Genomic DNA, 19,021 nt, shown 5'->3' on the forward strand with positions numbered 1-19,021 from the left:
TTATTAAAAGCAAGCTGGAGAAGTGAATGGATATACTAAAAAACACGCTGATCAACGACCTTACACAGGCTCGTTGTGCTGACCCTTTTGGCTGCTTAGGATTACACAAGTCGACCAAAAAAGGGCTTGAATTAACTGCATGGTACCCACAAGCATTAGCAATTGAAGTATTGGCAATAGACAGTGACAGCAGTTTAGGCACGATGCAAGCGGTGAACGAAGAAGGACTTTTCCATTACCATTGGCCGACCAAAACCAAACCCTTTCATTACCGTTTGAAGATACAATTTGACCAACACAGCTTCACTATTGTTGACCCCTATCAGTTTGCCGAAACCACCTTTAACGACCCGGAGCACCATCAGGCCAATCTCTACAAGAGCCAAGGAGCTATCCAAACTGGCGCTAAGATCAACGCCACACTGACTATCAATGGTACGCGCTTTGCGGTGTACGCCCCTGCGGCTCGCTCCGTTGCTGTAGTGGGTGAATTTAATGGTTGGGATGGTCGCATTCACCCCATGTCCAGTAATGGTGATGGTATTTGGCGCTTGTTTATTCCAGATGTAAATCATGGGGCCCGCTACAAGTTTGAAATCCGCGCAAATAATGGAGACTTACTGCCCCATCGCAGCGATCCTTATGCCCAAAGCATTGAGCAGTACCCATCTTTTGCCAGCATTACCTGTTTTGATAACAAGCATTTATGGCAAGACGATAAGTGGACCCAGCGCCCTGTCGTAGACCTGTACGAAACCCCTATGAGCATCTACGAATTACACCTAGGTTCATGGCGTCGTAAGGAAGACAACCAGCCGTTAAGTTATGTGGAGCTGATCGATGAATTAGTGCCCTACGTGACCCGTATGGGCTACACCCATGTGGAACTCTTACCTGTCACTGAATACCCTTTTGACGGTTCTTGGGGTTATCAGCCAGTTGGCTTGTATGCAGTGACCTCACGCTTTGGCACACCAGAAGAGTTTAAAGCCTTAGTCGATGCGCTGCACCAAGCCAATATTGGCGTCATCATGGATTGGGTACCTGCCCACTTCCCAGCAGATAGTCATGGCTTGGCCAATTTCGACGGTTCAAAACAATATGAATATCCCGATCCGAAAAAGGGCTGGCACCCTGAATGGAACTCTCTCATCTATGACTTTGGTAAAGATCATGTGGTGAATTACCTGATCAGTAATGCTGTGTATTGGCTAGAAGAATTCCACATTGATGGCTTACGCGTCGATGCCGTGGCTTCTATGTTGTATCTCGATTACTCTCGTGAAGAGGGTGAGTGGATTCCTAATAAAGACGGCGGCAATCACAACTATGAAGCCATCAGCTTCCTACGTCGCTTGAACGAAACCGTGTACCTGAACCACCCGCGTTGCTTTACCGTGGCGGAAGAATCCACTGCCTTCCCAGGAGTATCCAAACCGACCTACATGGATGGCCTAGGTTTTGGCTTTAAGTGGAATATGGGGTGGATGAACGACTCTTTGGAATACATGAAAAAAGACCCAGTGCATCGCCAATACCATCAAGGTGAACTGAGCTTTAGTATGGTATATGCCTTTGACGAGCAGTTTGTTCTACCTATTTCCCATGACGAAGTAGTACACGGCAAAGGCTCAATGATAGAAAAAATGCCCGGAGATGCCTGGCAGAAATTCGCCAACTTACGAGCATTTTCAAGTTATATGTTTTTTCATCCCGGGAAAAAACTCAATTTCATGGGTAACGAGTTTGCCCAAGGCCAAGAATGGAGCCACGAGCGCTCGCTGGATTGGCACCTATTAGAGATAGATTACCATCAAGGCCAGCATCGTCTCAGCAAAGATTTAAACCACCTTTACCAAAGTGAAGCGTCTTTGCATCTCGACCATTCCGGTCACGGTTTTGAGTGGATCAGTCACGATGACAGTGCTAACAGTATTTTGGCCTTTGTACGCAAATCTAAATGCGGTCTTGAACACTCCATTGCTGTCGTGAATTTCACCCCTGTGCCACAAGGCAACTACCGTATTGGTGTGCCTCAACCGGGACGTTATCAAGTGATCTTCAACTCAGACAGCTCAGAATATGCCGGCAGTGGCTATGTGAAAACGGACGAATTTATCACCGCTAACATTGCTAGCCATGGCAAAAACCAGAGCATTGAGCTACAAGTGCCGCCTTTGGCAGGCATCTTATTAAAATGGCTTGGCGACAAATAAACTACCCGAGGGTTTCTAATGAGCGACACTTACACAATTAATCTCGGCCAACCTTTTCCTTTAGGGGCTTCCGTGACCCCGCAAGGGGTTAATTTCGCCGTGGTTTCCGAAGACGCTCAAACCCTCTACCTGTGTTTATTTGATGAGAGTGAAAATGAACTAGAAAGGCTGCCTTTTGTTACCAAGCAAAGGGGCATTTGGCACATGGAAGTGGTTGGCCTTAAAGCCGGACAAAAATACGGCCTGAGAGCCGAAGGGCCTTTTGTGCCTGAGCAAATGCAGATCTTTAATGTCCATAAATTATTGATTGATCCTTACGCTAAAGTCCTGAGCAGCAAATTAACTTGGCATGAAGATCAAGCCGCGGTATCTAACGATGGTCAAATCAATACCCAAGATTCCGCCTACTGTGTTCCCAAGTCGATTGTTCAAACCATTGAGTCAAGCAACGATCGTCCAGAGCGAGTCAAGATAAGTGCTGCTAGCCGGGTTTTATATGAGTTACACGTTAAAAGTTTTAGCCAACAAATGCCCATTGAGGAACACTTAAAAGGTACCTACCTTGGTGTCATCAGCGATCTAGGCATAGAGCATTTACAAACACTTGGCATCACCACCATTCAACTCATGCCCTGCTTTAGTTTTGCACACGAACGCCATTTGCACGCACTTGGCCTGCATAATCATTGGGGCTACAACCCAATCAGTTTTTTTGCCGTCGAGCCATCCTACGCTTATCAAGACGCCACCTTAGAATTCCAACAAATGATAGATGGCTTAAGAGCCGCAGGGTTCGAAGTGATTCTAGATGTGGTCTACAACCATACCGCAGAAAGCGATATGGACCAGTCAAGCGTCTGTTATCGAGGGTTAGACAATCGCCACTATTATCGCCACCAAGAAGGCAAATATTTAAACTACACAGGCTGTGGTAACTGTGTCGACACCTATAGTCCGGCCAGCATTCGACTCATCTGTGACAGCATGCGCTACTGGGTCGAAACTCTGGGGGTAGATGGTTTCCGCTTTGATCTTGGGGTGGATCTTGGCCGTACCGACCATGATTTTTCCCCGAAAGCCCCGCTCCTACAAGCAATTTTACAAGACCCAATACTGAGCAATATTTGCTTAGTCATGGAGCCTTGGGACATTGGCCCAAATGGTTATCAAGTGGGACAATTTCCTCGCGGTTTTTTCGAGTGTAATGATCAATATCGAGATACCATGCGCCGCTTTTGGCGTGGTGATGAAGGACTCGTACCACAATTTGCCACGCGCCTCATGGGTTCGCGGGATTACTTTCACAAAGGCCATCGCAGCGCCCTACACTCGGTAAATTACATCACCTATCACGATGGCTACACCATGAATGACCTGGTGTCTTATCACCGTCGTCATAACCTCGCCAACATGGAAAACAATCGTGATGGCCACGGGGACAACATCAGCCAGAACTTCGGGGTTGAAGGGGTGACTGATAATCCAGAAATTCTGCAAAAGCGCTTGAATCAGCAACTCTGCTTTCTGGCCACTTTACTGCTCAGCCAAGGCACGCCGCACATTCTGGGTGGGGATGAACTTTCCCATAGTCAGCAAGGCAACAACAATGCTTATTGCCAAGACAATGAGCTCACCTGGTTCAACTGGCAAGACACACAAGCGCGCAGCGCGTTGCAAGACACCATTAGTCAACTGACTCAGTTACGCAAACAGCACCCTATCCTGGCGGAAATTCACCTTGCGGACGATGCCCTGTATCAATTTAAAACCGCCGACCAGATCACATGGCTAAACGAGCAAGGTTTGCCCATGAGTAGCGACGACTGGAATGAAGCTGAGCGGGATTATCTTGCCTTAACCCTAACCTCGGCGGATCACACAAGCCGATTGTGGCTAGTGTTTTATCGCGAAGACATTCCCCTTCAAGCCATGCCTCCTTGCCCTGTGCAGCAACTCAAAGTACTTTATCGCACCCCTGGTATGCATTTACACACAGATCATATTGAATGCCAATATCGAGGCGTTATGGTTGCTCAATTTTAACCTAAGCAAACTATTCCATGATCTTACCCAATCCGTAAAACGTGACGGGGTAAGATCATGGGGTTATGACCCTTTACGATTTAACTTCGTTTCACCCTATTTAGAGCTCTTTCATCATGTCTACAGGCAATAACAAGCTAACTCAGCCCTCCACCAACGAGCAAGATCACCCTTTTTCAATATTAGTGCCCGATGTGATTTTAGACGCGGTTGAGTCCACAGGGTTGTGGTGCGATTCGCGCATCTATCCACTCAACAGTTACGAAAATCGTGTTTATCAAGTTGGTATAGAAGAGGGCTCCCCTATCATTGCCAAGTTTTATCGACCAGAACGCTGGAGCACGGCACAAATTCGAGAAGAGCACGACACCTTGCTTAAGCTAGCGTCCTCTGGCATTCCTGTGGTCGCCCCCATGGTATTCGATGGCAAAAGCCTGCTAAAACACCAAGGACTGTATTTTTGCTTAAGCAAACGCTTAGTTGGGCAACACCCAGAAGCGGATAATCTTGATCAGCTTTTTCAATTGGGCGAGCTTATTGGTCAGGTTCATGAAGGTCTGTCCAGTCGGCCATTCCAGCACCGCAGTAGTGTTTCTCCCTTAGCGCAAATACGTGCTGCCGCCACGCTAATTTTAGAAAACAAGCACTTGCCCGCGTCCTTAAAAGATCGCTACAAGCAACAAATCGAGCGACTTTATGAGCGCTGTGAGGCTCGAATCAAGGCCTATTGGCCAGCCAAATTACGCCCAATTCATGGAGACAGTCATCGCAGCAACCTAATGCTCCATGATGGACAGTTTCACTTACTGGACTTTGACGACTGCCAAAACGGCGTCGCGGTACAAGATATCTGGTTACACCTGACTCAAACCGAAAACCCACGTCAGCAATTAAGTGAAATTATTGAAGGTTACGAGAGTTATTTACCTTTTGACACTCGCGAGCTGGATCTTATCGACGTATTTAAGTCTGTTCGAGTCATTCATTATGCGGCTTGGTTACAAAGTCGTTGGCACGACCCCGCTTTTGTACGGGCTTTTCCTTGGTTTGGCAGTGAAGATTATTGGCTAAACCATTTGAACGAGCTAGCCAATTGCGAGAAGGAATGGGGGCACATTAGTCGATGACCCCCTTGCAAGAGACCCTACAGAAACACTTTGGCTTTAGTGAATTTCGCCAAGGCCAACAGCAAGCCATCAATCAACTGTTAGACGGCCATTCTTCCTTAGCTGTGTTTCCCACTGGATCGGGTAAGTCCCTGTGTTATCAGTTTACGGCCACTCAATTGCCTCATCTTACTCTGGTGATCTCCCCGCTTATTGCTCTAATGCATGACCAGCTGGCTTTTTTACACAGCAAAGGCATTGCCGCAGCCAGTTTAGATTCCAGTCAAGACAAAGCTACCAGCCAAGACGTGATGGCGCGAGTTCGATCTGGCGAAATAAAAATTTTAATGATCTCCGTGGAGCGTTTTAAAAACGAGCGTTTCCGTCGCTTTATTAATAATATTGCCATTTCAATGCTGGTGGTTGACGAAGCCCATTGCATCTCCGAATGGGGCCATAACTTTCGCCCTGATTACCTTAAATTGCCCCACTACCAGCAACAACTGGCGATTCCTTTGGTGCTGTTACTGACAGCGACGGCGACCCGCCGAGTGCAAAAAGACATGGCTCAGAAATTTTCGATTCAACCTCAGCACATAGTGCAAACAGGCTTCTATCGGGCCAACCTAGACATTGAATTAATTCCAGCTCAGGTGGCTCAAAAGTACTCTCTACTCAAGCAGGTACTCAACCAAAGCGTTGGGCCGAGTATTGTTTATGTTACTCAGCAGAAAGCTGCCGAAGACATTGCACAACAACTAGCAGCCGATGGCCATTCTGCCGCGGCTTATCATGCTGGGTTGGGCAATGAACTGCGAAGCCAAATACAAGCGCAGTTCATGGCTGATGAAACTCAAATAATCGTGGCGACCATTGCCTTCGGTATGGGCATAGACAAATCAGATATTCGTCTTGTGGTGCATTATGATCTTCCCAAATCCATTGAAAACTACAGCCAAGAAATTGGCCGTGCGGGTCGTGACAATCAAGCCAGTCGCTGTGTTTTGCTGGCTAGCTTAGAAGGGCTTAACACCTTAGAAAACTTTGTCTATGGAGATACTCCCGAGGCCCAAGACATAGCGCAGTTACTTTACTTAATTGATCAGCAAAGCACGCTTAGCCATGGAGGGAGAAGCTGGGAAACACAACTACACAGTTTGTCGACTCAAACCAATATTCGCAGCCTGCCATTAAAAACCTTGTTAGTGCAATTAGAGCTGCTGAACGTCATGAACCCTCAATACAGCTACTATGCCGATGTACGTATCAAGTGGCTCACGGATCTCGATAGCATAACGGGCCGATTGCCAGAGAGTATGCAGGAGACCTTTATCGCCATCGCTAACGCCACTCATTTTAAGAAAATATGGGGGACACCGGACTTTACCCAGCTGTTTGAAAAGGCAGGACTATCTCGAAACGATGTGCTGCAAGTTTTAGAATACGCAGCCGACCAAGAAAGCTTAATTTTAGAAAGCAAAGGTTTAACTGAGGTCTATCAGGCTGCTTTAAACAAGGACCAAATTGCTCAGCTTATCAAGCAATTGCAAGGCTATGTAGAAGACAAGCAAACAGCAGAAATTGAACGTATCGCCACCATGATTCGTTTTTTCCAGCTAGAGCGTTGCCTCAACCATAATCTAGCACGTTACTTTGGTGATCAAGATGCCCCATCACACTGCGGTCATTGCTCGGTTTGTCGAGGTAAACCTTTGGTTTTCAGCGCTCAATCAGCCCAGCACGCCCTACCAGTGGAAGAGATTCTGCCCCTTATGCAAGGGCTTCAACGAGCATTAGAGGCTTACCAGCCAACCAAAGTCCCAAGCACCGTACTCTATACAAGATTTTTAACAGGATTAACCCAACCACTGCTTACGAAAATAAAAGCCCGACAATTGCCAGGCTTTGGAAACTATGAGGAATGGCGCTATCGCCAAGTATTGGAATCGGTGGAAAAGGCGTTACAGAACCCTTAGCCATCAATCATTAGTGCCTGACGTTGTCGCAACAGGCACTCGAATTTCAATAAGATTGTTATCTGGATCATTTAGATAGACACAAGACATGACACCGAGCGGGCCTTGTTTTTCCACTGGGCCTTCCAACACCACCACTTGGTGTTTTTGCAGGTGAGAGAGAATATCCTTCATCGGCCAATCAGAGACGAAACCTACATTCCCCGCGCCTTCCATAGCATGATGACGCACTTCATCTCCTAGGCGTTGCAAATAGAGAGTTTGCTCACCAAAACGAACCGCACATTGCTGCTCGCCAAAGGAGATTACTGGCATATTTAATACTTGCTGATAAAAGTTCGATGAACGCTCAATGTCGGAAACTGTAAAAACAATATGGTCTATGTGGCTAATCATAATACCCGTGTCTTTTCCTTTGTTAGAGGTTTCATGCTACGAACCAGTACGCTAAAAAACAAGTATTATCCGCTCGAATCAAGCAAAGAATCTAAGCTAAGCTGCCCCGCAATAATTTGTAACTTGCGTTGCCGGCTCAGTTGTTTAATACGGTACTCAAGTTTTAACGCGCGGCTTTTGTCGCCCACCCTTTCTTGCCACTTTAAAGCGAGTGGCCCTTTGCCTTTTAAGTATTTCGCACCAGAACCGGAACAACCTTGGTGCTCCTTGAAGCGTCGTGTAACATCCGTAGTAATACCGGTGTATAGTGTATTTAAACGGGTCTGAATGATGTACACACTCCAAGTTTTCTGTTCTTTCACCTGATCGCTCATGACTCTTTTTCTAGATCTAAGCCTGCTCGCTTGTCCTTCAACCACAGATAAGACTGATAAAGAATACAAGCCAACACACACATGGCTGCTAGGATGTTAGAGCCTTGCCAGCCGATAGAACTCATTAATAAAGCGGGCGACATAGCCCCCAACATAGCCAAGATCGCCATCCCTGTATCTCCCAAACCTTGCCAACGCTTGGCGTTTTCATTGCCTTCAAGAATCACTGAAATATAAGCACTGCCTCCTACATAAGTGAAGTTCCATGCCAAGCCTAAAAAGACTAAAGAAAGCACAATGGAAGAGTAACTGGCCGACATTAAATTCACCACAGAGGTGGCGATAAAGAGTAAGAAACCACAAGCAATTATTTTTTGGTGACCAAAATAATTGATCAAATAACCAGAGACTAACGAAGGCGCGAACATCGCCACTACATGCCATTGTATGGCCATGGAGGAGTGATCAAAATGCACTTGCATGTGATGCATCTGGATCGAAGACTGAATCATTAAGAGATTCATAATGCCAAAGCCAATCGCAGCAGATAGCACTGCAAAAAGTAGCTTGGGGGGAATGTCTTGTAGCATTTCACGTACTTTTAGAGGCGCTTTAGCCTGCGTTGGCTTGCTGCTCGCCAACGTCTCTTTAGGCAGCCAGACAATCAATACAAGATTCACCAACGCTAAGACAGACAAGGCAGCATAGCTTAAAGAAAACAGCGCAAAGCCATCAATATCATGCAACAGGCTAGTCAGTGTTGGGCCTAGGAAGGCCGCCACCAAGCCCCCAGCAATCACTAACGACACAGCTCGAGATTTCACCTTGCCAGACAGTTTATCTACCGCTGCAAAACGGTAGTAATTGGCACAAGCCGTAAAACCGCCTAACAAGGCATGAGAGATCATAAGTAACATAAAGGACTGATAGACTACGGCAAAGTACCCCACACCACCTGCAGCAATTAGCAGCACAGCCCCTACTATAAAGCCCACTTTACGCCCTTTCTTGGCCATCAACATAGACACAGGGTAAGTGGCGAACAACAAGATGAGAAACTGCATGCCATAGGGTAAAGTCGCCAAACTTTCACTCGGTGCGATGAGGTTACCGACGGTGGCGGCCATAGAAACGGAGATCACTGCCGCGGTTAAATTGATCGACTGACAAAAAAAGTACAAATATAAATAGCCTGGCAATCGCTCTAAGCGCCCGCCCGCAAGCTTTGTGTGATCCGTCATAATTTCCCTTAATTTTAAAATTTTTATCTCACTTCACGGTTTAACCGCTAATCACCAATACCAATGTGGCCGCGGTGGTCGCCCCCATAATACGATTAAACCAACGTTGGCGCCGAACATCGGTTAGCCAGCGTCGAATGCTTACTCCAAGCCAAGCCCATAGAGCGATTGTCGGGAAGTTCACACAAGCGAAAACTAGCATAATCCAAAAACCAGATTGTGCAAACAGCTCTCCTTGAATCGTAAAGGTACTCACGCTGCTGATCGCCATCATCCAAGCCTTAGGATTAACAAACTGAAACAGCGCGGCTTGCCACCAGCGCATGGCAGCTTGCTGGTGCCCCGAGTCGCTAAACTCATTGGTAGGGGCAGTGGCAATCTTCCAAGCCAGCCATAACAAATATGCTCCCCCTAGCCATTTCAGCAAAACATACAAAGACGGAAACAAACTAAATAAGGTGCCAAGGCCTAACAATGAAGACAATATCAATACACCCATACCAACCCCTATCCCTATCATGTGGGGCAAGGTTCGCCGAAAGCCAAAGCGCGCCCCGGATGCTAACAGCATAATATTATTTGGCCCAGGCATGCCCGACATAACAAAGGCGTACACTGCAAAGGTTAAAAGAAAGGACAAATCCATCATAGCTTGTCACTCCTTTGCCTACGCTGTGAGCACAGCTCCCTTATCAAGGTAACTGGATTGGATTTAGCGGCCTCTTGGCGGTGTTGCTCTGCAGACAAACCCACATCCTTCACTTGCTGTGGGGTCAATTGTTTTAAAGCCGCGCGAGTTTGGTATCGCACTCGACAGGCTTGCAAATGAGCGAATAAACTAATGATCAACATAACAATTCCCCTTCTCTTACTAAGATGTGTTGCCTCAAACCCAACAACTGTATGAACCAATACTTTAAGAGAAAGTGAAATCACAATACAGATTCAAAAATTAACTTATATTTCCATACAGACAACAAAAAAACCGTCTGTATGGATAAATAATCCCATATCTGTATGGTAACAAATCATACAGACTCTACTTATAATGATGCTCTCCTAAATATCGAAATAAGGATCACCATGGCCCTCTATATTGAGCTTGCGAACCGTCTACGTGACCATATTGAGCACCACTTCTATAAACAAGGGGATAAACTGCCCTCTGTCAGACAGTTAGCCAAAGAGCATAGCGTGAGCATTTCAACGGTACAGGAGGCCTACCGAAAATTAGAGCAAGAAGGGCTGGTGGAGGCATTAGCCAAGTCTGGCTATTTTGTAAACAAAGCTCGCCATACGCTAGACAAGCTGCCGCGAATTTCACGCCCACCGCAACGCCCGTTAGAAGTCTCTCAATGGGAGGAAGTGTTGGGCTTGCTAATGAACAATGGTCAACAAGCGGACATTCAGCTTCAGCATGCTATGCCCTATATGAAACTTACTACCATGAAGCCGTTATTAAAAAACCTTGCAGACATTATTAAACAACAACCCGAAGCAGGCTTGGGCTATAACGACATTAGAGGCTCCCATCTATTACGTGAGCAGCTATGCCGCATTGCGGTGGCATCCGGCTGTCACTTCCATCCAGACGATCTGGTTGTAACATCTGGCTGCCAAGAAGCTTTATCGGTATGCCTTAGAGCTGTCACGTCACCTGGAGATATTATCGCCGTAGAGTCGCCAGGCTTTTATGGTTCTATGCAGGCGATAAAAACCGCCAACCTAAAGGCCATGGAAATCCCGACTCACCCTGAGACTGGCCTTAGTTTAGAAGCCTTGGAACTCGCCCTAGACCAGTGGCCGATAAAAGCTATTTTTATTACTCCTACTTGTAATAATCCCATGGGGTTCACCATGCCAGAGGAAAAAAAGCAGCAGCTTTATCGTTTGGCTCAAAGCTATGACATCGCCATTATTGAGGACGATATTTATGGCGACATTGCCTACCAGTTTCCTCGCCCTAGAAGCGTCAAATCCTATGATAAGGATGGTCGAGTACTGCTCTGTTCGTCTTTCTCTAAAAGCGTGTCTCCTGGAATGCGGGTGGGTTGGATTGCGCCGGGCAGATACCGAGACAAGGTTACTCACATCAAATACGTGAGCAGCTCTATGTGTCAGCTTTTTCCTCAACTGGCCGTCGCTAAGTTTATTCGTGAAGGGGGCTACGAGAAGCACCTGAGACGCGTACGTCAAGCTTATGAAAAACAACGTGACCATCTGTTAAACGCTATAAAAAACTTTTTCCCAAACCATACTCGGGTGAGTTTTCCTGTGGGGGGTTTTGTTCTCTGGGTGGAGTTAGAGCCTCACATAGACACGATGAAGCTAGAGGTTTTATGCCGTGAAAAAGGCGTTAGCTTTGCACCGGGCTCACTGTTTTCAGCCACCGGAAAATTCCGTCATTGTATGCGGATTGGCTTTAGTGACAGTGATGTGGAGAAAACCAGTAAAGGCGTGGGTTTGATTGCTGAGGCGTATAAAGAAATGCTGATGGAACAGGGGTAATTAGCTTGGGTTAGACAATAATGGCGATGATGCTGCCAATAGTACCTAGGGTTTTCATCACTTTGCCAGCGGTGTAGGCATCGTCTTTCTTTTCTTCTTCTACCACTTCACCTGGCTTATCTAGGCCAAAGAAGCCGTGGGTAAAAGATTTGATGCTGTTTTCTTCTGGTACTTCCTTAGCGTCCTCAACTGCTTCTTCGGCTACTTGCACGACCTTTTCTTCTTTATCCTCAGACGCAGAAGTTTGTTGGTATTGCTTTGTCGCCAATTGCGAAGAATATAGATTCGACGCCGTTGAGTTGATCGGAGGTAATGCCATATGTTATCCAGTTACATCTTTGTGACTAATGATATCGGCCAAGTTTGCCATTTCTTGAGCTTTTTATTTAACTTTTCATTACTTAACATGTGCTTCATTTGACCATATTTTCGAACAATTTTACAGCATTGCTAGAATTCCTCAATCCGCTCGAGAATGTGTCACAAAAACAACAAGTTGAAATGTAAAGAAACGCAAAGAAACTTAAATCCATAAAAAATTCCAGTAATAATCAGATCCTATGATAACGGTACTCTGTGTTTAAGCTATTCATAAACTCAGCACACACTTTAACTCAACCATTCATAACAGTGGATAAACCAAATGGGATACAAAGCCATTAGGAAGCTAGGGCTACTCTGCTCATGCCTTATACTCGCGGCGTGTAGCAGTTCACAAAGTAGGGACAACTACACGGAGCTAGCTCAACAAGAGTTTGACAACATCACCGAAAATAAACCCTATCTTTGGGAAGAGCTTGATCAGGTGGCGGAAGTTAGCTATTTGACAGACCTTATCAATGACCCTTTGCTTGAACAACTGATCCAACAAGCCCTATCGTCGAACCCAAGTTTGCAAAAGACGTTACTCACACTACAAGCCAGCTTATGGGAAATAAAGAGCGAGCATGGTGAACAACTCCCGACCGCGGAAGCGGGTTTCTCTGCCGGAAAATCAGAAGGTTCCAACAGCAGTTATACCGCTGATATTACGGTCAGCTGGGAAGTTGATTTATGGCAAAAATTGGCTGTATCAGAACAAGCGTCAGAAAAATCACTTGCCAGTGATGAAGCATTATATCAGTCCAGTCGAGACACCTTGATCGCGAATGTTATGAAGTCATGGCTCGCCATTACGGCCAAACAGCGCGCCATTCAAATCGAGCAGCAACGCTTAGCCTTATTAGAAGCGAATGAAGGCTTAATACTGAAACGTTTTCGTAACGGTTTGGGGGACTTAGAGGCACTAGATGAAGCCCGGACCTCAACCTCACAGTCCCGAAGTGACCTAGCCTCTTTCATAGAAGAACTTGCTATCGAGAAACGTGATTTACAACTGTATCTTGGTACTGATGAGCTACCCAACATAGCTGAAAAAATTGACTACCCTAGCGTCGATATTACATTCCTGAACCTTCCGAACCAAAGCTTACAACGACGTCCGGATCTGAAAGCTTCTTACTTGGCCATTGAGGCAGCCGACTTAAGCACTACGGTGGCTTACAAAGATATGTTGCCCAGTATTAGTCTCAGTGCAACCTTGAGTGAAACAGCAGAATCACCCAGTAAAGCTTTATTTGGTTCACCTATCTGGTCCTTACTTGGACAACTGACACAGCCTTTATATCAAGGCGGACAATTAAAAGCCGCAGCCGAAATTGCCAAGTTAGAAACCGCTCAAGCTTTTCAAGATTACCGTGAAACTTTACTCAATGCGGTGTACGAGGTTGAGAATGCTTTAGGACAGGAAAATGTACTGGCTTTGCAAGAAAGATACACCCGTGACGCACTCATCAGTTCTCAAAATAATCTAAAACAATACGAGAAAAAATACCGTACAGGCTTAGTTGAATTAAGCGATTTAATCGATGTACAAACGACAACTTTTGATCTCGAAGCAGAACTCGATGATCTCATCTATCAACACTTATCAAATCGAGTCGATTTAGGACTCGCTTTAGGGCTTGGAGTGAAGCAACAATGAAACGTTTACCACAATGGATCGCTCTAGTTTTGGCATTGGCTGTCTTAGCGGGAGTATATGTTTACATCAGTGCCGCGATAGCAGAAAAAAATAGTCAGGTGCGTAAACCACGCCCCGAAGCCCCTGAAGAAGCCATACAGATTTCGGTCATAGAGGCAACAACCGGCACTTACTCCGCCAAGATTAACGCCTCTGGTTTAGTCGAACCACGCTATGAACTCACACTCACAAATCAAGTCAGTGGCGAAGTAAGCCAGTTATCTAATCAGTTTGAAAGTGGTCAAATTGTCAAAAAAGGTCACCTGCTTGCCAGCTTAAATAACAGTGAATTGAGCAGTAATGTTGCTTCAGCAAAAAATACACTCGCCAGTGCAGTGTTAGCTTTAAAGGAAGAAATTCGTCAAGGTGAACAAGCCAAAGCGGAGTGGCAAGCGGCAGGGTTTAATACTGCCCCTGATTCAGATTTGGTTTTAAGAGAGCCTCAGTTAGCAGCGGCGCAAGCCGAAGTTGATGCAGCAAAAGAAGCGTTGAAAGACGCTCAAGCAGATTTAGCACATACTAAAATAAAGGCTCCCTTTGATGCTCTCATCACCGCACGTTCTATCTCTCCTGGTCGCTATTTAAGCAGCGACAGTGAGGTTGGAACGCTTTACAGCATTGATCGAGCAGAAATACAGATCGATTTGTCCAACAGCGATTGGCTAAAGCTCCCTGATACTTCTACGTTGCTGGAAAAAAAATGGCCCGTCACCATCCACAGTATTGATGATGACAGTCAGTGGCAAGGCAAAATCCTCAGTGTCGGACTGCATATTGATGAAACAACGCGTATGCGCAGTTTAGTGATTGGTCTGGATAACCCGCTTACGCAAAGCACACCTCTACTTTTAGGTTCATTTGTCACCATTAGCTTAGAAGGCAAAGCGCTCGATAATTTATGGCGATTGCCCAATACTGCCCTCAGTCAAAAAAGCGAAATTTGGTATCTTGACGAAGACAGTCGTTTGGCAGCCTTTGAAACCACGCCAAAATTTGTTGATACCCAATACGTTTACATTGATGTGCCAGTCGGGATGCGTGACAAAAGCTATCAAGTCTTAATTAAACCCTATAACAGCTATATCAAAGGGGCACTTGTGGCCCCTATTGAGAATATTAATGCTTCTCAAAAGGGTAACCAGCCATGAGCCCAATCGATCAGCCTAAAGGTATTATTCCATGGTTTGCTGGTAACCCTGTGGCCGCCAATCTATTACTCGTGCTTATTATCACGCTTGGCGTCTTAAACGTAGGGTCCATCAACAAAGAAGCGTTCCCTAGCCTTTCACCCAATAAGGTCGCTGTTTATGTCAGCAACGACAGCGGTTCAGCCAAAGAAAACGAAGAAGGCATTGCGATCCCCATAGAGCAGGCTTTACAGAGCATCCCGGGGATTAAAAATATCACTACCACCTCTACCTCCAGCTCAGGTTCCGCCAGTATTGAAATGATTGATGGTTACGACATCGATACTCTTATGGCCGATATTGATGTTGAAATCGACCAGATCACGTCTTTTCCTGACGACGCAGACCCAGCGTTAATCTCCAAAGATGTGCGTGAAGAGCACTCTATTTGGATCCAGCTCTACGGTGACGCTGATCGCCGTACTTTGCAGCAGTTGACCAACGAGCTGGAAGCCGACTTATTGGCCAGTGAAGACATTAGCGCCACCTCTATAACTGGCTGGCTTGATCCTATGATCAAGGTGAATGTCGATAAGAACAAACTTGAGGCTTACAATTTAACGCTGGATGATCTTGCAGATGCCATCAATGCCGAGTCCTCCACCACCAAAGTCGCTACCCTTCGAGATGAAGATATTTATATGAGCATCAGTGCCGCAGAACAAGCTTATTTTAAAAGCCAGTTTGCGGTAATTCCCTTACAAACTAACGATAACGGCGGCACTTTATTATTGAGTGATGTCGCCAGTATTAGTGACGGCTACGATGATGATGAGTTTGTTTTGTCTCGTTTCAACCGCCAGAACAGCCTTGCTATTCAAGTATTAACGAAAGGCACCAGTGATATTTCAAATTCCGTTGTGGCCGCCAAAGCAATCTTGCAAGAATGGCAGGACAGCGGTCGACTGCCACCAAACGTAAATGTCGGCACTTGGTACGATCGCAGTGAATCCATTAATCAACGTTTAGAATTGATGGTCGAAAATGCCGTGACTGGGGTTTTCTTAGTCTTTGTACTGTTGGCCATATTTCTCAACATCACAGTGGCATTTTGGGTCGCTATGGGCCTACCTTTTATTTTCTTTGGCACCTTATTTTTCATGGGTACAGAGAGCATCGGCTTAACCTTAAACATGTTTACTACTTTTGGTTTTATCATGGCATTAGGCATAGTGGTGGACGATGCCGTAGTGGTGGGAGAAAGCATTTATACGGTGCGCTCCAAAGAAGGCGACACCCTTGGAAGTACCATTAAAGGCACCATGATAGTTGCCGTACCAACTTTATTTGGTGTTTTCACTACCGTAGCGGCCTTCTGGGCTTTATCCAACATTGAAGGACGATTAGGTCAACTTTATTCTCAGTTCGCCATTGTGGTGGCAATTTGTTTAGTCCTCTCTGTCATTGAATCAAAAGTTATTTTGCCGGCTCATCTAGCCCATATCAACACACGAAAATCGACTCGAACAAACCCTATTGCCCGCCTTTGGGCGCTCATTCAGCGCGGGGCAGACAATGGCCTAGAATGGTTCAGTGAACGCATTTACCGCCCTACTATCGAGGTCGCGCTTAATTATCGTTACGCGGTTTTGGCTTTTTTTATGGCGATTTTCATTTTAGTCATGTCCATGCCGTTTACGGGCGCCATTCGAACCAGTTTTTTCCCACAAATTCCGGGTGATACGGTACGTGGTAGTGTGACCATGCAAAACGATGTCAGCTATGGACAGACCGAGAAAGTCTTGCTGGCACTAGAAAAAGCAGCCTATCAAGCGGATATTGCATTACGCACTCCGAGCAATAACGCTTCTGGAGAGCGTCGTGGGCCACCAGAAACAGACCACAACCGTGGAGCGGAACGTCCTGCGAGGCCTAATCGACAAGCGGTTGGTGAAGTCGCCATCGAAAATATTCAAGTGACGGCCAGTGGTGATCAATCAGGGAATATTCGTATCGAGCTCATCACTGACCGACCTTATACATCCGCTCAGTTTGCCAGCAAATGGCAGCAGCTTTCTGGTATGCCAGAAGGCGTAAAAAACCTACGTATTCGTAGCGCTAGAGAAACCGTTGACGCCTTAAAAGTCGAACTTCGTGGTAACGATAGCAGTGTCCTTAACGGTGCCATGGAAGCACTATTGGTTCAGCTTGAAACGTTACCGGCGGTCACAGGTATAGAACAAAACAGTACGCCCACTGAATCTCGCATGGTTTTAGCGCTGAACGAACAAGGTCGTTTGCTTGGTTTAACGACGAGTGGTTTGGCGTCGCAAATATCAAATAACTTTGATGGTGATGATGTGCAAAGCTTCCAGCGTGAAAACAACGAAGTGGAGGTTCATTTAGGCTACCCTGACGACCAGCAAGAGTCCCCTTCTGACGTCATGAACACCAAAATCACCTTAGATGATGGAACACGAATTCCTTTGTCTTCAGTTGCCACATTGTCTCAACAAGATGCCGAAACACGCATTGTGCGCATTGATGGAAAACGTTCTTTATATCTATCTTCCGAAGTCGATAAAGACACCATGTCGGCCACCGAAGTGGTCGAATACCTAGAAAACGCAGTTGTTCCTCAATTAGAACGTCAGTTTACAGGTGTTTCTGTGTACTTCTCTGGAGAGGCTGAACAACGAGCTGAAACCCAGTCTTCCATGTCTGAAATGTTTTTGATTGCATTGTTGATCATATATGGTTTGCTCGCCATCCCACTTAAATCTTATTCTCAGCCTTTGATCATTATGATGGCGATTCCATTTGGTATCATCGGGGCACTCCTTGGGCATTGGATGAACAGTCTAACTCTAGGCATTTTTTCTTTGAACGGCATCTTGGCGCTGAGTGGTGTGGTGGTCAACGACAGTTTGCTATTGGTTTCGCGTTTTAATGATCTGCGCAACGAGACTAGCCATGTTCGTAAGGCCATTAGCTTAGCTTGTCGTAGCCGATTGCGAGCAGTATTGCTGACATCCTTTACCACCTTTGCAGGACTGATCCCGATTCTTTGGGAAACCTCCCGCCAAGCACAGATGCTCATCCCTGCTGCGGTGTCTCTGGCCTACGGCATCATGTTCGCCACTGTGATTACTCTGGTATTGATCCCTGTGCTATTGATGATCAAGGAAGACGTACACAATATTTTGGCGCGTTTAAAAGCCACGCCAGAAGAACCTATTAACACACCCGTCGCAAATTAATGGCACTCAACCCCTCTAGGAGAATGCTCCTAGAGGGGTTTTGCAGACAAAACCCACCTTTCTTTTCTATTTTTAAAAGTTTTTTCCCAAAAATTTTCGACAATTTCCAAGCACCCCATTCCTGCTTTCAAGGCATTTTGAGAATAGAGTTGCCCGAAATTATTCCTTGACCAATAATGAGAAACATATTCCTAAAAAATCACCATTAAAGAGTACGAAATGGACTTAGATGACATTGATTTGCAACTACTTGCCTTAATTCAAAGCAATGATAGTATCTCTACAGAAGTCATGGCACAGCAGGTAGGACTGTCTAAAACCCCCTGTTGGCGACGTATTCAGAAACTTGAAAAGTCGGGTTATATCAAGCGCAAAGTCGCCTTGTTAGATGCCGACAAATTGGGTTTAGGGGTGTCCGTCTTTGTGCAGGTTAAGACCAACCAACACATGGCAAATTGGGCTGAAGAGTTCACCAAGGTGGCTGCCAGCTTTCCCGAGGTCATGGAGTTTTATCGCATGGCTGGGGATTACGATTATTTATTGAGAGTGCTGGTGAAAGATATTCCAGCCTATGACCGATTTTATAAACGCTTAATCAGCGCGACTTCACTGTCCGATGTCACTTCAAACTTCGCCATGGAACAAATTAAATGGACCACGGAGTTACCCTTACCTATTAAGGGCAAAGCAGACTCGAACTAGTTAAAGGGCG

15 protein-coding genes are annotated in these 19,021 nt (G+C 45.9%); 9 read left to right on the forward strand and 6 right to left on the reverse strand.

The annotated features are described in order from the left end of the window. Positions 1-26 precede the first annotated feature (26 nt). From glgB to ABJF92_RS10680, 4 genes are all read left to right on the forward strand, one after another. On the forward strand, positions 27-2,216 hold the full coding sequence (gene glgB, locus ABJF92_RS10665) for a 1,4-alpha-glucan branching protein GlgB (protein WP_446815779.1): 2,190 nt from the start codon (positions 27-29) through the stop codon (positions 2,214-2,216). Positions 2,217-2,234: 18 nt separating this feature from the next. After that, positions 2,235-4,259: a glycogen debranching protein GlgX gene (gene glgX, locus ABJF92_RS10670; RefSeq protein ID WP_446815780.1), complete on the forward strand. Its 2,025-nt coding sequence runs from the start codon at positions 2,235-2,237 to the stop codon at positions 4,257-4,259. A gap of 116 nt (positions 4,260-4,375) precedes the next feature. After that, positions 4,376-5,386, forward strand: a complete 1,011-nt coding sequence (locus ABJF92_RS10675; protein ID WP_446815781.1) for a serine/threonine protein kinase — start codon at positions 4,376-4,378, stop codon at positions 5,384-5,386. Continuing rightward, the gene (locus ABJF92_RS10680) at positions 5,383-7,341 is read left to right on the forward strand and encodes a RecQ family ATP-dependent DNA helicase (protein WP_446815782.1); all 1,959 of its coding nucleotides are present in this window, start codon (positions 5,383-5,385) and stop codon (positions 7,339-7,341) included. Before ABJF92_RS10675 ends, ABJF92_RS10680 begins: the two co-directional genes overlap by 4 nt. 3 nt (positions 7,342-7,344) lie before the next feature. Here ABJF92_RS10680 and ABJF92_RS10685 read toward each other — a convergent pair whose 3' ends face one another. The 5 genes from ABJF92_RS10685 to ABJF92_RS10705 form a co-directional block, all read right to left on the reverse strand. After that, the gene (locus ABJF92_RS10685; RefSeq protein ID WP_446815783.1) at positions 7,345-7,737 is read right to left on the reverse strand and encodes a VOC family protein; all 393 of its coding nucleotides are present in this window, start codon (positions 7,735-7,737) and stop codon (positions 7,345-7,347) included. Positions 7,738-7,802: 65 nt separating this feature from the next. Next, positions 7,803-8,111: a GIY-YIG nuclease family protein gene (locus tag ABJF92_RS10690; protein ID WP_446815784.1), complete on the reverse strand. Its 309-nt coding sequence runs from the start codon at positions 8,109-8,111 to the stop codon at positions 7,803-7,805. Further along, positions 8,108-9,352 carry an MFS transporter gene (locus ABJF92_RS10695; RefSeq protein WP_446815785.1) on the reverse strand — a complete coding sequence of 415 codons (1,245 nt, stop codon included), beginning with the start codon at positions 9,350-9,352 and terminating at the stop codon, positions 8,108-8,110. The genes ABJF92_RS10690 and ABJF92_RS10695 overlap by 4 nt, the downstream gene beginning before the upstream one ends. 40 nt (positions 9,353-9,392) lie before the next feature. Then, entirely contained in the window at positions 9,393-10,001 is a 609-nt protein-coding gene (locus ABJF92_RS10700) for a LysE family translocator (RefSeq protein WP_446815786.1), read from the reverse strand. Beyond that, complete coding sequence (locus ABJF92_RS10705; protein WP_446815787.1) at positions 9,998-10,204, reverse strand: DUF1127 domain-containing protein; 207 nt, start codon at positions 10,202-10,204, stop codon at positions 9,998-10,000. Before ABJF92_RS10705 ends, ABJF92_RS10700 begins: the two co-directional genes overlap by 4 nt. A gap of 231 nt (positions 10,205-10,435) precedes the next feature. On the opposite strand from ABJF92_RS10705, the gene ABJF92_RS10710 reads away from it, so the two are divergent. Continuing rightward, positions 10,436-11,860: an aminotransferase-like domain-containing protein gene (locus ABJF92_RS10710; RefSeq protein WP_446815788.1), complete on the forward strand. Its 1,425-nt coding sequence runs from the start codon at positions 10,436-10,438 to the stop codon at positions 11,858-11,860. Positions 11,861-11,870: 10 nt separating this feature from the next. Here the strand turns inward: ABJF92_RS10710 and ABJF92_RS10715 are convergent, their stop codons facing one another. Continuing rightward, entirely contained in the window at positions 11,871-12,179 is a 309-nt protein-coding gene (locus tag ABJF92_RS10715; protein WP_446815789.1) for a hypothetical protein, read from the reverse strand. A 324-nt stretch (positions 12,180-12,503) separates the two neighbouring features. Here ABJF92_RS10715 and ABJF92_RS10720 point away from each other — a divergent pair, with 324 nt between their 5' ends. The 4 genes from ABJF92_RS10720 to ABJF92_RS10735 all read left to right on the forward strand — a co-directional run bounded on the left by ABJF92_RS10720 (position 12,504) and on the right by ABJF92_RS10735 (position 19,011). After that, positions 12,504-13,883: a TolC family protein gene (locus ABJF92_RS10720; RefSeq protein ID WP_446815790.1), complete on the forward strand. Its 1,380-nt coding sequence runs from the start codon at positions 12,504-12,506 to the stop codon at positions 13,881-13,883. Next, a complete protein-coding gene (locus ABJF92_RS10725; RefSeq protein ID WP_446815791.1) occupies positions 13,880-15,070 on the forward strand; it encodes an efflux RND transporter periplasmic adaptor subunit in 1,191 nt (396 codons plus the stop codon). Before ABJF92_RS10720 ends, ABJF92_RS10725 begins: the two co-directional genes overlap by 4 nt. Continuing rightward, a complete protein-coding gene (locus ABJF92_RS10730; RefSeq protein WP_446815792.1) occupies positions 15,067-18,309 on the forward strand; it encodes an efflux RND transporter permease subunit in 3,243 nt (1,080 codons plus the stop codon). Before ABJF92_RS10725 ends, ABJF92_RS10730 begins: the two co-directional genes overlap by 4 nt. Before the next feature lie 219 nt (positions 18,310-18,528). Continuing rightward, the gene (locus ABJF92_RS10735; protein WP_446815793.1) at positions 18,529-19,011 is read left to right on the forward strand and encodes an Lrp/AsnC family transcriptional regulator; all 483 of its coding nucleotides are present in this window, start codon (positions 18,529-18,531) and stop codon (positions 19,009-19,011) included. Positions 19,012-19,021 lie beyond the last annotated feature (10 nt).

Origin of the sequence: Marinomonas sp. (assembly GCF_039940335.1) — a bacterium.
Lineage (GTDB): Bacteria > Pseudomonadota > Gammaproteobacteria > Pseudomonadales > Marinomonadaceae > Marinomonas.